This is a genomic window from Pseudomonas sp. BF-R-26 (assembly GCF_019947395.1).
In the GTDB taxonomy this organism is placed as follows: domain Bacteria; phylum Pseudomonadota; class Gammaproteobacteria; order Pseudomonadales; family Pseudomonadaceae; genus Aquipseudomonas; species Aquipseudomonas farris.
Genome location: NZ_JAGYGK010000001.1, coordinates 358897 through 374755, shown reverse-complemented (window position 1 = coordinate 374755; position 15859 = coordinate 358897). Strand labels below are relative to the sequence as shown.

General features: G+C 60.1%; 12 protein-coding genes. 3 read left to right on the top strand and 9 right to left on the bottom strand.

Going from position 1 to position 15859, the window contains the following annotated elements; all coding sequences use genetic code 11:
- Positions 1-186 precede the first annotated feature (186 nt).
- Both KGB18_RS01735 and KGB18_RS01730 read right to left on the bottom strand, forming a co-directional pair.
- Positions 187-2163 carry a methyl-accepting chemotaxis protein gene (locus KGB18_RS01735; protein WP_123720237.1) on the bottom strand — a complete coding sequence of 659 codons (1977 nt, stop codon included), beginning with the start codon at positions 2161-2163 and terminating at the stop codon, positions 187-189.
- Between the two features lie 185 nt (positions 2164-2348).
- A complete protein-coding gene (locus tag KGB18_RS01730; RefSeq protein WP_007894759.1) occupies positions 2349-3269 on the bottom strand; it encodes a LysR substrate-binding domain-containing protein in 921 nt (306 codons plus the stop codon).
- A gap of 157 nt (positions 3270-3426) precedes the next feature.
- Between KGB18_RS01730 and KGB18_RS01725 the strand changes: the two genes are divergently transcribed.
- The gene (locus tag KGB18_RS01725; protein ID WP_123720325.1) at positions 3427-4824 is read left to right on the top strand and encodes a NorM family multidrug efflux MATE transporter; all 1398 of its coding nucleotides are present in this window, start codon (positions 3427-3429) and stop codon (positions 4822-4824) included.
- Positions 4825-4908: 84 nt separating this feature from the next.
- On the opposite strand, the gene KGB18_RS01720 is transcribed toward KGB18_RS01725, so the two are convergent.
- A complete protein-coding gene (locus KGB18_RS01720; protein ID WP_201061266.1) occupies positions 4909-6579 on the bottom strand; it encodes a putative bifunctional diguanylate cyclase/phosphodiesterase in 1671 nt (556 codons plus the stop codon).
- Between the two features lie 263 nt (positions 6580-6842).
- On the opposite strand from KGB18_RS01720, the gene rep reads away from it, so the two are divergent.
- Positions 6843-8852 (top strand): DNA helicase Rep, encoded by a 2010-nt coding sequence (gene rep, locus KGB18_RS01715; RefSeq protein WP_007894754.1) that lies wholly within the window; start codon positions 6843-6845, stop codon positions 8850-8852.
- Positions 8853-8937: 85 nt separating this feature from the next.
- On the top strand, positions 8938-9510 hold the full coding sequence (locus KGB18_RS01710; protein WP_007934646.1) for a xanthine phosphoribosyltransferase: 573 nt from the start codon (positions 8938-8940) through the stop codon (positions 9508-9510).
- Between the two features lie 127 nt (positions 9511-9637).
- On the opposite strand, the gene KGB18_RS01705 is transcribed toward KGB18_RS01710, so the two are convergent.
- The 6 genes from KGB18_RS01705 to dadA form a co-directional block, all read right to left on the bottom strand.
- Positions 9638-11560: an acetyl-CoA hydrolase/transferase C-terminal domain-containing protein gene (locus KGB18_RS01705; RefSeq protein WP_223569307.1), complete on the bottom strand. Its 1923-nt coding sequence runs from the start codon at positions 11558-11560 to the stop codon at positions 9638-9640.
- Positions 11561-11693: 133 nt separating this feature from the next.
- Positions 11694-12110, bottom strand: coding sequence for a c-type cytochrome (locus KGB18_RS01700; protein ID WP_123720235.1), 417 nt, complete (start codon positions 12108-12110; stop codon positions 11694-11696).
- A 182-nt stretch (positions 12111-12292) separates the two neighbouring features.
- A complete protein-coding gene (locus KGB18_RS01695; RefSeq protein ID WP_007894746.1) occupies positions 12293-12841 on the bottom strand; it encodes a cupin domain-containing protein in 549 nt (182 codons plus the stop codon).
- Positions 12842-12969: 128 nt separating this feature from the next.
- On the bottom strand, positions 12970-14043 hold the full coding sequence (gene alr, locus KGB18_RS01690; protein WP_223569306.1) for an alanine racemase: 1074 nt from the start codon (positions 14041-14043) through the stop codon (positions 12970-12972).
- A 96-nt stretch (positions 14044-14139) separates the two neighbouring features.
- Positions 14140-14493, bottom strand: coding sequence for a RidA family protein (locus KGB18_RS01685; RefSeq protein ID WP_038980768.1), 354 nt, complete (start codon positions 14491-14493; stop codon positions 14140-14142).
- Positions 14465-15769 (bottom strand): D-amino acid dehydrogenase, encoded by a 1305-nt coding sequence (gene dadA, locus KGB18_RS01680; RefSeq protein WP_217856857.1) that lies wholly within the window; start codon positions 15767-15769, stop codon positions 14465-14467. The genes KGB18_RS01685 and dadA overlap by 29 nt, the downstream gene beginning before the upstream one ends.
- Positions 15770-15859: the final 90 nt, after the last annotated feature.

Below are 15859 nucleotides of genomic sequence, written 5' to 3'. Positions count from 1 at the left end.
GTGCTAAGTGCCAAGGAAGACTATTAGTGAGGAATTGATCCACAGCTTTGAGACAAATTGGGAATCGAGTCGATCCCTTCGCGGGCAAGCCCGCTCCCACATGATCTCCAGCGTTCACAAATACTGTGTTCACCGCAGATCTACTGTGGGAGCGGGCTTGCTCGCGAAGGCGATTTCAGAGGTGACTCAACGAAACCGGTCAACCTCATGCCGCAAATCCGCCGCGAGCTTCTCCAGCTCTTTGGCGGTCACAGCCAGGTTCGACACCACTTCCCGCTGTTCACTGTTCGCCAAAGCGATGCTTTGCAGATTGCTGCTGAGCAAGGTCGCGGTGCTGCTTTGTTCCTGGGTCGCGGTGGTGATGGCAGCGAATTGCTGACCGGCCGAGCGGCTTTGTTCATCGATCCGTGCCAGCGCTGAGGCGACGTTGGCGTTGCGCGACAGGCCTTCCTGCATCAGCACGTTGCCTTGCTCCATGGTGCTGATGGCGTTGCCGGTTTCCTGCTGGATGCTTTGGATCATCCCGGAAATTTCGTCAGTGGCCTGGCGGGTGCGAGAGGCCAGGTTGCGCACCTCATCGGCCACCACCGCAAACCCACGGCCCTGCTCACCAGCGCGGGCGGCTTCGATGGCGGCGTTGAGCGCCAGCAAGTTGGTTTGCTCGGCGATCGCGGTAATCACCCCGACAATGCCGCCGATTTCCTGGGAGCGCTGCCCCAAGGTATTGATCACCGTCGCGGTGCTGTTCAGTGCACCGGCGATTTGCTCCAGGGATGAGGACGCTTCGTCCATCGACGTACGACCGATCTGCGTTTGCTGTGCGTTTTCCTGCGCCAGACGCTGGGTGTTGCCCATGTTGTCGGCAATGTTCAGCGAGGTGGCGCTAAATTCTTCTACGGCGCCAGCCATGCTGGTGATTTCGCCGGACTGCTGCTCCATCCCTTCATAGGCACCACCGGACAAACCGGACAACGCCTGGGCACGGCTGTTGACCTCTCCCGAGGCTTTACGGATGTGCTCGACCATGGTCGACAGGGCCTGGCTCATCTGGTTGAAGGCGCGGGCAAGTTGACCGATTTCGTCATTGCTCGACACGTTCAGGCGAACACTCAAATCACCGGCACCCAAGGCTTCGGCCTGACGCACCAGATCGCCCAGAGGCGCCAGTTTGCTGCGCAGCAACCAGACCGCCGCACCGACCGCCAGCAGCATCGCCAGCAGACTGCCGATCGCCAATTGAATACCGACGCTCCAGGTCACGGCGCGGATTTCGGTTTTCGGCATGCTCGCCACCACCGACCACGGTCCGCCTTCGAACGGCACGGCAACACTGTAAAAGTCTTGCGACTTGTCGTTCCAGAAGTCGCCTTTGCCCGGTGTCTTGGCCAGACCGACAATGCTCGAGACCGCCTGATCCAGTGCTTGTACACCTGCAATCGGCACCAGCCATTTGCCTTGTTCATCCAGCAACGCCAAGGAACCGGTCTGGCCGATGCGGAAGCGTTTGAGGTTGGCGAACTGCGCGTTCTGCGCGTCGGTGTAATCGAATCCTACGTACAGCACGGCAATGATCTTACCGCTGCTGTCGCGTACGGGGGTGTACTGCGACATGTAGAAGCGTTCGAAAAGCAAAGCTCGACCCACGTAGCTCTGCCCCGCCATCAAACGGGCGTAAGCCGGGTTCGCGTGGTCGAGCAGAGTGCCGATGGCACGGCTGCCATCTTGTTTGCTGACATTCGTGCTGACCCGAATGAACTCCTCACCACTGCGCACGAACACGGTCGCGACGCCTGCGGTCATCTGCTTGAACTCGTCGACTTCTGCGAAGTTGTTGTTCAACACTTCATTGCCCAAGTGCAGGCCCGGGGTCTGCACACCCGCCACGGTCACCGGCTCATCCGGATGCACGCTCAAACCGGCGCTGAAGCGCTTCTCGAACAGGCCGGCCAGGCGCTGGGTGCTTTCACGCAAGGTGCCGTGAAAGGTGCTCAGCTGATCGGCAAGCAAGCGGGCCTCACTGGCCAGATGCTCTTCGCGGGTGGCGAGGTTGGCGGTGTCCAGCGAGCGCAGGGCGAATACTGTACTGCCACTGATGACAATCGCCAGAATCACGGCAAGCGCAAGACCCAGCTGTGAGGCAATCCGAGCACGAGGTTGAGACATGACAGCTCCTGACCCAGTGGCCGGATCATTTTGATCCCATCGCACACTCGGCAAAATTTCTGATTGTGGGGAAAACATGGAACCTGCACGAAGGTCCCATCAGCAGATTTTCGGCGGCAAAGCTGAATACTTGAGTAATTAACGGGGATATGGCTCAAGGCCGCCATTGCGGCGGCTCCATCGATTCAGCCCAGACGTTCGACATCCGGTAATTCCATGGCCCGGACCTCGCCTTGCAGGAAATCGCTGAGGCGGCGCAAACGCTCACCGCCGGGGCGGGTTTTCGGCCAGACCAGGTAGTAATTCTCACCACTGGCGACGGCCGTCGGCCACGGCAAACTCAGACGTCCCTGCGCAACATCCTCCGCCACCATCAGCAAATCGCCCATGGACACGCCGTAACCCCGGGCAGCGGCGATCATGCCCAGCTCCAGCGTGTCGAACACCTGCCCGCCCTTGAGCGAGACTTGATCGGTCAGGCCCATGCGCTCCAGCCAATTGCGCCAGTCACGGCGGTCCGGCGTCGGGTGCAGCAACTCGGTACTGGCCAGGCGCGCAACGTCCCACGGTTGATCCTTCAGAAGATTCGGCGCGCCCACCGGAATCAGCTCTTCGGGGAACAGGAAAGTTGCCTCCCAGTCCGGTGGAAAATGCCCGTTGCTGAGAATGACAGCGCAGTCGAAGGGTTCGTGGTTGAAGTCCACCGTATCGATGTCCATCCAGGCGCTGGTCAATTGCACCTCGTTCCCCGGTCGCAGGTGCCGAAAACGGCTGAGCCGCGCCAACAACCAACGCATGGTCAGGGTCGACGGGGCTTTCATGCGCAGGATGTCGTCCTCGGCGCGCAAGGTATTGCAGGCCCGTTCGAGGGCGGTGAAGCCTTCGCGAATGCCGGGCAGGATCAGCCGCGCCGATTCGGTCAGTTGCAGGTTGCGCCCGCTGCGATGAAACAGCCGACAGGCGAAATGCTCTTCGAGCGTACGAATGTGCCGACTGACCGCACTTTGCGTGATCGACAGTTCTTCGGCGGCGCGGGTAAACGAGCTATGCCGCGCCGCCGCTTCGAATGCTCGAAGGGCATACAAAGGAGGAAGACGACGAGACATCAGGAAAGCTCCTATAGCGCGATTGCACCAACTTATCAGAAACTCCCCAGCATGAGTTTTAATCATGCCACCCATCCTTTTTATCCCTTTGTGAAAACCCTGCAGAGCGCCGAGAATCGACGCTTCCTGTTCTCTCTCACAATCGAGCGTGATGATCATGCAGCATCCAGCGCGTATTGAACTCTGGGCCATCCTGCGGCTGGCGGGGCCGTTGATTGCCTCGCAGTTGGCGCACATGTTGATGGTCCTCACCGACACATTGATGATGGCTCGCCTGAGCCCAGAGGCGCTGGCCGGTGGCGGTCTGGGTGCGGCGACGTATTCGTTCGTGTCGATTTTCTGCATCGGCGTAATCGCCGCCGTTGGCACCCTGGTGGCGATCCGTCAGGGCGCGGGCGACATCATTGGCGCGGCGCGGCTGACCCAGGCCGGGTTGTGGCTGGCATGGTTGATGGCGCTGGTGGCGGGTTTGCTGCTGTGGAACCTGAAACCAGTGTTGCTGCTGTTCGGCCAGACCGAAACCAACGTCCAGGCTGCCGGCCAGTTTCTGTTGATTCTGCCGTTCGCCCTGCCCGGCTACCTGAGCTTCATGGCGCTGCGCGGTTTCACCAGCGCCATCGGCCGGGCGACACCGGTGATGGTCATCAGCCTCGCCGGCACTGTGGCCAACTTCCTGCTCAACTATGCCTTGATCACCGGCATGTTCGGCCTACCAAAAATGGGCCTGGTGGGCATCGGTCTGGTCACGGCGATCGTCGCTAACCTCATGGCACTGGCGCTCGCGCTGCACATTCGTCGGCATCCGGCCTACGACGCGTATCCATTGAGTCAGGGTCTGTCGCGGCCCAACCGTCAGTACTTGAAGGAATTGTGGCGCCTGGGCCTGCCGATTGGCGGCACCTATGCGGTGGAAGTCGGCCTGTTTGCCTTCGCTGCGCTGTGCATGGGCACCATGGGCAGTACGCAACTGGCGGCGCATCAGATCGCCCTGCAAATCGTCTCGGTGGCGTTCATGATTCCGGCGGGGCTTTCCTACGCGATCACCATGCGCATCGGCCAGCATTACGGCGCCGGGCAATTGCTTGATGCGCGGCTGGCCGGACGTGTCGGGATCGCCTTCGGGGCTGCGGCAATGCTTGGCTTCGCGATGGTCTTCTGGCTGCTGCCGCATCAGTTGATCGGCTTATTCCTGGACCACAACGACCCGGCGTTCCGCGAAGTCATCAACCTGGCTGTGAGCCTGCTGGCAGTAGCGGCGTGGTTCGAGCTGTTCGACGGCACGCAAACCATCGCCATGGGCTGCATCCGCGGGCTCAAGGATGCCAAGACCACGTTCCTGGTGGGTTTGGGTTGCTATTGGCTGATCGGCGCACCGGCCGCTTGGTGGATGGCCTTCCATTTGAACTGGGGGCCAACGGGGGTCTGGTGGGGCCTGGCGCTGGGGCTGGCGTGTGCGGCGGTGAGTCTGACGCTGGCGTTTGAGTGGAAGATAAAGCGGATGATTCGGCGGGAGCCGTCAGCGCAAGGCAGCTTTCAAGTGATTCAGCCGGATTAAGATCAAAAGATCGCAGCCTGCGGCAGCTCCTACAGGATCGCGCATGACCGCGCTTTTGTAGGAGCTGCCGAAGGCTGCGATCTTTTAAATGGCCTCAACCACAGCCATCTGACTGGAACCGAACGTCAGGTACTCCACCAACTCCGCCAACGGCAACGGCTTGCTGATCAGATACCCCTGAACCTGATCGCAACCAAACCCGCGCAACAAATCCAGCTGCTCCGCTGTTTCCACTCCTTCGGCAACCACTTCGAGATTGAGGTTGTGCGCCAGGTTGATCATCGCGTGGACCAGTTTGCGATTCTCTTCCCGTTCTTCCATGCCGCCGACAAAGCTCTTGTCGACCTTCAACAACGCAATCGGCAGGCTGTTGAGGTGCACGAACGAAGAGAACCCGGTGCCGAAATCGTCCAGCGAGAAGCGCACGCCCAAACGCCCAAGGGCGTCCATGGTCTGCTTGACCAGATCGCTGCGACGCATCACCGCGGTTTCGGTCAGTTCGAATTCCAGCCATTGCGCCTCGACGCCTCGCTCGGCAATCAGCCGGCTCAGGGTCGACAGCAACTGGCTGTCCTGAAACTGCCGGAACGACAGGTTGATTGCCATGTGCAGCGCTGGCAGACCTCGTTCGCGCAACGCCTGCATGTCTCGCAGGGCCCGGGAAATCACCCAGTAACCCAACGGCACGATCAAGCCGCTTTGCTCGGCCAGCGGCACGAATTCGCTGGGGGGCAGCAAGCCGCGTTCGCCATGACGCCAGCGCACCAACGCTTCGAGGCCGACGATCTGGCCGTCCTCGAGGTTCAGGCGTGGCTGGTAATGCAATTCCAGCTCATCGCGACGCAAGGCCCGGCGCAGCTCGCTTTCGAGGTCGGCGATGCTGCGGGCATTGCGATTGATCCGCTCGTTGAAGATGTGAAAGGTGCAGCCCTGAGTGCTCTTGGCCTGCTGCATGGCGATGTGCGCGTGCCACATCAACGGGTCGGGGCCGGCCTGCGCTCGTGCGTGAGCGATGCCAAGGCTGGAACCGATCAACAGGCTTTCGCCGTCGACCCAATAGGGTTCGGACAGGGCTTCGGTAATGCGTTCGGCCATCCATTCGGCGCGCTGAGGGGCGCGGCGGGTGTCGATCAGCAGGGCGAATTCATCGCTGCCCAGCCGCGCCAGTTGATCGCTGGCCTCCAGTTGGCTTTTCAGCCGCGAGACCACTTGCAGGATCAACCGATCGCCGGCTTGGTGGCCGAGGGCGTCGTTGGCGTGTCGGAAGTTGTCGAGATCGAGGTGACCGAGGGCCAGGCCGCGACCTTCGTTTTCGGCCAGACGCGCCGCCAGCAAGGTCTGGAAACCCTGACGGTTGGCGATACCGGTCAACGGATCCTGCTCGGCCAGGCGCTGCAAAGTGTTTTCCAGCACGCCGCGCTCACGCACATGACGCAGGCAGCGGCGCAACATGCCGGGATCCAGCAGATTGCGCACCAGCCAGTCGCTCACACCGTCGGGCGGCGCCAGCGGCTCGTGTTCGAGCAGCAACACCGTCGGCAGGTTGCAACGGCCGGGTGCCGGCTGGAGAGCAGGAATTGTCAACAACACCGCGCTGCGGTTGTCATCAAACAGGTTGCTGACCGACTCCCAGCTCGGCGCGCTGAGCAGCACAGCCGAACTCCCCATCGGAGCCAGACACTCGCGCAACAACGCTGCCCACGCCGGCTCTTCGGCCAGTAGCAGCAAACGCAAGGGTTCGACAGGCGTAGACAAGCTAGCTCCCTAGACTCTGCAAAGATGTAGGCGGCGGGCATTATGCCGCGCAGATAACCAATGACAACATGACATCGGTTATCAAACACGACTTTGGCGTATTGAATACGAACATTAGACGCAAATTCACTGCGCATCCTGCGTGAAAGTAGCAAAACCGGCAAATAGAGATAGCGTGTTGGGTCACAAGTCGGAGAGAGCAGCACAATTCGCTGAGCCTGTTAAAATGCCGGCCCATTTCGCTAATGACTCCCTGATTTCGTATGTCCCGACTCAATCCCCGGCAGCAAGAAGCCGTGAGCTATGTCGGCGGCCCTCTTTTGGTGCTCGCCGGCGCAGGCTCCGGCAAGACCAGCGTGATCACCCGCAAAATTGCGCATCTGATCCAGAGCTGTGGCATCCGAGCCCAATACATTGTCGCCATGACCTTTACCAACAAGGCCGCGCGAGAGATGAAGGAACGGGTCGGCACCCTGCTCAAAGGCGGCGAAGGCCGCGGCCTGACGGTCTGCACCTTCCACAACCTGGGCCTGAACATCATCCGCAAGGAACACGTGCGGCTGGGCTACAAACCGGGCTTCTCGATCTTCGACGAGACCGACGTCAAAGCCCTGATGACCGACATCATGCAGAAGGAATACTCGGGCGACGACGGCGTCGACGAGATCAAAAACATGATCGGCTCGTGGAAAAACGACCTGATCCTGCCGCCCGAAGCCCTGGAAAACGCCCGCAACCCCAAGGAACAGACCGCCGCCATCGTCTACACCCACTACCAGCGCACGCTCAAGGCGTTCAACGCGGTGGACTTCGACGACCTGATCCTGCTGCCGGTAAAACTGTTCCAGGAACACGACGATATCCTGGAAAAATGGCAGAACAAGGTCCGCTACCTGTTGGTGGACGAATACCAGGACACCAACGCCAGCCAGTATTTGCTGGTGAAACTGCTGATCGGCAAACGCAACCAGTTCACGGTGGTGGGCGACGACGACCAGTCGATCTACGCCTGGCGCGGCGCCCGCCCGGAAAACCTGATGCTGCTCAAGGACGACTATCCGTCCCTGAAAGTGGTGATGCTGGAGCAAAACTACCGCTCCACCAGCCGCATCCTGCGCTGCGCCAACGTGCTGATTTCCAACAATCCACACGAATTCGAAAAACAGCTGTGGAGTGAGATGGGCCACGGCGACGAAATCCGCGTGATCCGTTGCCGCAACGAAGACGCCGAAGCCGAGCGCGTGGCCGTCGAATTGCTGACCCTGCACCTGCGCACGGATCGGCCATACAGCGATTTTGCGATCCTGTATCGCGGCAACTACCAGGCCAAGCTGATCGAGCTGAAGCTGCAGCACCACCAGATTCCGTATCGCCTGTCCGGCGGCAACAGCTTTTTCGGACGTCAGGAAGTGAAAGACCTGATGGCCTACTTCCGATTGATCGTGAACCCGGACGACGACAACGCCTTCCTGCGGGTGATCAACGTCCCGCGCCGGGAGATCGGTTCGACCACCCTGGAAAAGCTGGGCAACTACGCCACCGAGCGAAAAATCTCGATGTACGCCGCCACCGACGAAATCGGCTTGGGCGAGCATCTGGACACGCGCTTCACCGATCGCCTGTCGCGCTTCAAGCGTTTCATGGACAAGGTCCGCGAGCAGTGTGCCGGCGAAGACCCGATCTCCGCCCTGCGCAGCATGGTCATGGACATCGACTACGAGAACTGGCTGCGCACCAACAGCTCCAGCGACAAGGCCGCCGATTACCGCATGGGTAACGTCTGGTTCCTGATCGAGGCGCTGAAGAACACGCTGGAGAAAGACGAAGAAGGCGAGATGACCGTCGAAGACGCCATCGGCAAACTCGTTCTGCGCGACATGCTGGAGCGTCAGCAGGAAGAGGAAGACGGCGCCGAAGGTGTGCAGATGATGACCTTGCACGCCTCCAAGGGTCTGGAATTTCCTTACGTGTTCATCATGGGCATGGAAGAGGAAATCCTCCCGCACCGCTCCAGCATCGAAGCCGACACCATCGAAGAGGAACGTCGCCTGGCCTACGTCGGGATTACCCGAGCGCGTCAGACGTTGGCATTCACCTTCGCCGCCAAGCGTAAGCAATACGGCGAGATCATCGACTGCGCGCCTAGCCGTTTCCTCGATGAACTGCCGCCGGACGACCTGGCCTGGGAAGGCAATGACGACACTCCCGTTGAAGTCAAAGCCGTTCGCGGTAATACCGCATTGGCGGATATACGCGCGATGTTAAAGCGCTAGAATTGAGCACTTTTTAGCCGATGCATTTTTTAACCGAACACTTTTTACAAGCTAGGCGCACACGGCGCCAGTAGAGGAAAGCTTCATGGAAGCACTGCACAAGAAAATTCGCGAAGAAGGCATCGTGCTTTCCGACCAGGTTCTGAAAGTCGACGCCTTTCTGAACCACCAGATCGACCCGGCCCTGATGAAGCTGATCGGCGACGAATTCGCCACGCTGTTCAAGGATTCGGGCATCACCAAGATCGTCACCATCGAGGCCTCGGGCATTGCCCCGGCGATCATGACCGGCCTGAACCTCGGCGTACCGGTGATTTTCGCCCGCAAGCATCAGTCCCTGACCCTGACTGAAAACCTGCTGTCGGCGACCGTTTACTCGTTCACCAAGCAAACCGAAAGCACCGTGGCGATCTCCCCGCGCCACCTGACCAGCAGCGACCGCGTGCTGATCATCGACGACTTCCTGGCTAACGGTAAGGCGTCGCAAGCGCTGATCTCGATCATCAAACAGGCCGGCGCGACCGTTGCAGGCTTGGGTATTGTGATCGAGAAGTCGTTTCAGGGCGGCCGTGCGGAACTGGATGCCCAGGGTTATCGCGTGGAATCGTTGGCTCGGGTGCAGTCGCTGAAGGATGGCGTTGTAACCTTCATCGAATAAACCAGCTGCATCACCGAACCTGTGGGAGCGGGCTTGCCCGCGATGAGGTCATGACATTCAACATTGATGTTGGCTGTTCCACCGCCATCGCGGGCAAGCCCGCTCCCACAGGTTTTTGTGGTGGCTGTTATTGCGCAGTGGCTTTGAGACCGGTGAGCAGTAACCGCTGAAACAAATCCTCTTTCAGCCCTTCCGGGTTGGTCAGCTGCATCCTTTCCAGATGCACCGGAAATTCCGAAGCCGCTGGCGCATCCAGCGCAGCCTTGCCCAATTCCAGAATCTCCGTGAGCTTGAACTTGCTCTTCAACCAGTTCAGCGCCCGCAATAAATCCCGTTCCTCAGCGGTGAAATCACAGCCCAACGGATATTCCGGAAACAGATTCAAATGTCGACACTGAATGGCCTGCAAACGTTGTGGGCTGTTGTCGGCGAAACGCGGATCGAGGCGGAAATGCTTCGGCAATTTGCCAACGCTCTGCGCCTGCTCGATCAGCCCCGGCTGGAAGCGTGAGTCGCTGATATTCAGCAATGCCTCGATCACCGCCGCGTCGGTCTTGCCCCGCAAATCGGCGATGCCGTATTCGGTGACGACGATGTCCCGCAGGTGCCGTGGGATCGTGCAGTGACCGTATTCCCAGACGATATTCGAACTGACTTCACCGCCCGACTCGCGCCAACTGCGCAGCAGCAGGATCGAACGCGCACCTTCCAGCGCATGGCCCTGGACGACGAAGTTGTATTGCCCGCCGACACCGCTCAGCACCCGCCCGTCTTCGAGTTGATCGGCCACGCCGGCGCCGAGCAAGGTCATGGTGAAGACAGTGTTGATGAAGCGCGCATCAAGGCGCTGCAAGCGTTTGAGTTCTTCCTGACCGTAGAGCTCGTTGATGTAGCTGATGCGGGTCATGTTGAATTCGAGCCGTTTACCTTGAGGCATCTCCCGCAGGCGTTCATAGAAACTGCGCGGCCCGAGGAAAAATCCGCCATGCACCGAGATGCCGTCAGTCTGCACAGACTCGTCCAGCGTTCCGGCATTCGCCTGCTGCTGGGTCGGCACGTCCGGGTAGACCTTGCGCCGTACAATCCCGGCGTCCGCTAATACCAGCAAGCCGTTGACGAACATTTCGCTGCAACCGTAAAGGCCCTTGGCGAACGGTTCGATGCCTCCTTCACGCTCAATCAACTGCGCCCACTGGCTGAGATTCAGATCCGCCAGCAACGCCTTATAACCGTCACTGTCAGCCTGCCGCGCCAGCAACGCTGCCGTCAGGGCATCGCCCATGGCGCCGATGCCAATCTGCAAGGTACCGCCGTCGCGCACCAGCGTGCTGGCGTGCAGGCCGATGAAATGATCCTGGAAACCCACCGGCATGTTCGGCGTGGAAAACAACGTGGTGCTGTCCTTCGCGTCGATCAGCAGGTCGAAGCTGTCGATGCCGATTTCCGCATCGCCAGGCATGTATGGCAAATCGTTGTGTACCTGGCCCACCAGCAGGATCGTTTCCCCCACCGCCCGGCGTTTGGCGATCATCGGCAACAGGTCGAGGGTGATGTCCGGGTTGCAGCTCAGGCTCAAGCGATCGGGATGCTCGCTGTGGCTGGCGACCAGTTGCGCGACCAGGTTCAAGCCGGCGGCATTGATGTCCCGGGCAGCGTGGCTGTAATTGCTGCTGACGTAATCCTGCTGGGCCGATGCGCTGTTAAGCAGGCTGCCTGGCTGCATGAAGAATTGATGAATGTGGATGTTGGCCGGCAGGCTGTCGCGATGCAGGTCGGCGAGGAAATCCAGCTCCGGATAATCGCCAAACACCCGCTCGATGAAGGGTTCGAGGAAGCGCTTTTGCAAGCCATCACCCAATGGCGGGCGTCCGAGGCACAGGGCGGTGTAAATCGTCAGTTGCCGCTCGGGCAGCTGCGCGATCCGTTGATACAGCGCGTTGACGAAGTGATTGGGCTTGCCCAGCCCCAGCGGCAAGCCCATGTGGATATGCGCAGGCAACCGCGCCAGGACATCATCGACCGCCTGTTCGATAGAACACAACTGCACCATCTGATCCTCCCGCCCGTTCCATGAATTGGGGTTGGACCGAGCTTGCCGGGTCTTTGCTGCAAAGCATAGCCTCAGGGGTAAATCGCAGGCACAAAAAAGCCGCTCGCAAGCGGCTTTTCGTTGAAGACCGGGTTTACTTCAGGCCAGACATCTTCTGGATGGCGCCCTTGAGCTCGGCGTCTGCGCAATCGGCGCAAGTGCCTTTTGGCGGCATTGCGTTGATGCCGGAGATGGCTTTCGCCAGCAAGCCGTCTAGGCCGCCTTCTTTTTTGGCGCGCTCGCCCCAGGCTGCAGCATCACCAATTTTCGGTGCGCCCAACAGGCCGGTACCGTGGCAAGCGTTGCAATGTTTCGCAATCACTTCGTCAGGGGTCTTGGCACCACCACCGCCACCAGCAGATGCAGCGACTTCCATCCCCTTGCACTCTTTGCCCTGCACACAAACCTGGCCGACAGGTTCAAGACGTTTAGCAATATCGTCGTTGGTCGCTGCTTGTGCGCTGACTGCCCAAAGGGCCAATACGGTTGCTGGTACGGCCAGCATTTTCATAATTAGATTCACGCGTTCACCCTCAATGGTGGCTAGTCACGCCCACGGCCACGGTTCGCAGGCGGGCGCAAGTATAGCGGTAAGCCCGTCACACTGAAACAACCCCAAAGTCGAAGGGGTCTTGTCGTGGGATGGGAATACAGCATGGGCGTCTCCACAATCCGGGCAGGACGCCTCTTCTCTTAGAAATTCGCTGGAGTGGCTGCGCTGATTAGTCGCGCCGGGGCATCGAACGGATTACGGAAGCGGTGCGGCTTGGTACTTTCAAAGTAGTAGCTATCGCCGGCTTCGAGCACAAATGTTTCGAGCCCGACCACAAGCTCCAGCCGACCTTCCACCAGAATCCCGGTTTCCTCGCCCTCATGGGTGAGCATCTCGTCACCGGTGTCGGCGCCTGGCGGGTAGATTTCGTTGAGGAACGCGATAGCCCGGCTCGGGTGAGCCCGACCGACCAGTTTCATGGTCACTGCCCCATCGGAAATATCGATCAGCTCGTGGGCCTTGTAGACGATCTGAGTCGGTTTTTCCTGCAGGATTTCTTCGGAAAAGAACTCGACCATGGACATGGGAATCCCGCCCAGTACCTTCCTCAGCGAACTGATCGAGGGGCTGACGCTGTTCTTCTCGATCATCGAAATAGTGCTGTTGGTAACACCCGCGCGTTTGGCGAGCTCACGCTGGGAAAGACCTTTGAGCTTACGGATGGATTGCAGTCGTTCACCGACGTCCAATGCTGGAGCCTCCAGGGATTCAGGTTGCAGGAATATTGAGCGTTATCATGGCGACAGCGTTCAGTATTTACAACACTTGGACCTGAATCCTGTTTGGCGAAGCGACTTTCGGTCGGGAACGTTTTTCGTCAGGCCCCGGAATAGAGCAGCGGCACTCGACGCAGGTTGCAGAAGATCTGGTAAGGAATCGTGCCCGCGGCCGTCGCAACGTCACTGGCGAGGATATTTTTGCCCCACAACTCGACGGGCGAACCGAGGCCGGCTTGCGGCACGTCGGTCAGGTCGATGCAGAGCATGTCCATCGACACGCGGCCAATCAACTGGCTGCGCTGCCCGGCGACCATCACGGGCGTACCGGTCGGTGCCTGACGTGGATAGCCGTCGGCATACCCCATCGCCACCACGCCAACGCGCATTGGCTTGGGGGTGACGAATTTCGCGCCGTAACCAATCGGCTCGCCGGCCGGCAGTTCACGCACGCAAATCACTTTCGATTCCAGGGTCATCACCGGTTGCAGGCGGGACGCCACGGCATTGGCCTCTTCGAAAGGCGTTGCGCCGTAGAGCATGATGCCCGGGCGCACCCAATCGCTCGGAATCTGCGGCCAACCGAGCACCGCCGGCGAATTACGCAGGCTGATTTCAGCCGACAACCCCTGACGCGCCGCCTCGAACACCGCGACCTGCTCGGCGCTGGTCTGGCAGTGCAGTTCATCGGCGCGGGCGAAGTGACTCATCAGCACGATCTTTGCCACTTTGCCGCTGGCCAGCAGCCGTTGATAGGCCGCCTGGTAATCCGCCGGGTGCAAGCCAACCCGATGCATGCCCGAGTCGAGCTTGAGCCATACCGTGATCGGTTTGCTCAGCGCGGCTTTTTCGATGGCTTCGAGCTGCCACAGCGAATGCACCACGCACCAGAAGTCATGCTCGACGATCAGCGACAGCTCATCGGCTTCGAAAAAACCTTCGAGCAACAACACCGGCGCACGAATGCCGGCGGCACGCAGCTCCAACGCCTCTTCGATGCACGCCACGGCAAACCCGTCCGCCTCGGCTTCCAGCGCCTGGGCGCAGCGTACCGCGCCATGGCCATAGGCATCGGCCTTGATCACCGCGAGGGCCTTGGCCCCCGTGACTTCACGGGCGATCCGGTAGTTGTGGCGCAGGGCTTGAAGGTCGATCAGGGCACGGGCTGGACGCATGGCGGCAGACTTCTAGTCGGTCATTTGAAAAAAAACCGGCGCTGGCTGACAGCGAACCGCCAACAGCGCCGGGAGAGGGATCTTTCTGGCTGAGCGTTATGGCAGCGCGGCAACAACCGACAGCTCAACCAGGATTTCCGGTTCGCACAGCTTCGATTCAACGGTAGCGCGGGCCGGGGCGACGCCCTTTGGCAGCCACTGGTCCCACACCGAATTCATGCCTTCGAAGTGCGCGTCGATGTCTTTCAGGTAAATCGTCACCGACAGCAGACGGTTCTTGTCGGTCCCGGCCAGATCCAGCAAACGCTCGATGTTGGCGAGGGTTTCACGGGTCTGCTGTTCAATCCCGGCGCTCATGTCATCGCCGACCTGCCCTGCCAGATACACGGTACTGTTGTGGACAACGATCTGGCTCATGCGCTCATTGGTGAGCTGGCGCTGGATTGACATGTTTTGCGGACTCCTGAAGTTTGTTGCCATAACGGGAAATATCGAGGCCTTCGGCGCTGATCTGCGGCGTTTTCTTCGCCATCAGATCGGCCAGCAAACGACCGGAGCCACAGGCCATGGTCCAGCCGAGCGTACCGTGGCCCGTATTCAGAAACAGATTTTTGAACGGTGTGGCGCCAACAATCGGGGTGCCGTCCGGAGTGGTCGGACGCAGGCCGGTCCAGAAGCTCGCCTGAGGCAGATCGCCGCCCTGAGGATAAAGGTCGTTGACGATCATCTCCAGGGTTTCGCGTCGACGCGGGTTCAACGACAGGTCAAAACCGGCAATTTCCGCCATGCCGCCGACGCGGATGCGGTTGTCGAAACGGGTGATCGCGACCTTGTAGGTCTCGTCGAGAATGGTCGACGTCGGGGCCATCGCCGGGTTGATGATCGGCACGGTCAGCGAGTAACCCTTGAGCGGATACACCGGAGCCCGGATGCCCAACGGCTTGAGCAATTGCGGCGAGTAGCTGCCCAGCGCCAGCACGTAGCGGTCGGCGGTTTCCAGCTTGCCGTCGATCCACACGCCGTTGATGCGATCACCGGCGAAGTCGAGGCGCTGAATGTCCTGGCCGAAACGGAATTCCACACCCAGTTTCGTGGCCATTTCGGCCAGGCGGGTGGTGAAAATCTGGCAGTCGCCGGTCTGGTCGTTCGGCAGGCGCAAGGCACCGGCGAGGATGTCGGTGACACTGGCCAGGGCCGGTTCGACCCGGGCAATGCCGGCGCGGTCGAGCAATTCGAACGGCACGCCGGACTCTTGCAGCACGGCGATGTCTTTGGCGGCGCCATCAAGCTGCGCCTGGGTGCGGAACAGCTGGGTAGTACCGAGGCTGCGGCCTTCGTAGGCAATACCGGTTTCGGCGCGCAATTCGTCGAGGCAGTCGCGACTGTACTCGGACAGGCGCACCATGCGCTCCTTGTTCACCGCGTAACGGCTGGCGGTGCAGTTGCGCAGCATCTGCGCCATCCACAGGTATTGGTCGATGTCGGCGGTGGCCTTGATCGCCAATGGCGCGTGACGCTGCAACAGCCACTTGATGGCTTTGAGCGGCACGCCCGGCGCGGCCCACGGCGAGGCATAACCCGGCGAAACCTGCCCGGCATTGGCGAAACTGGTTTCCATGGCCGCCGCGGGCTGACGGTCAACCACCGTCACCTCAAAGCCGGCCCGTGCCAGATAATAGGCACTGGCGGTACCGATGACGCCGCTACCCAAGACCAGAACGCGCATTTTCATATCCCTCATCGCGGCTTACCGCTGACGTTTATTGTGCAGACCGAAGATGTGGGCAGTTTAAAAAAGATTAGCCAGTGCTTTTCA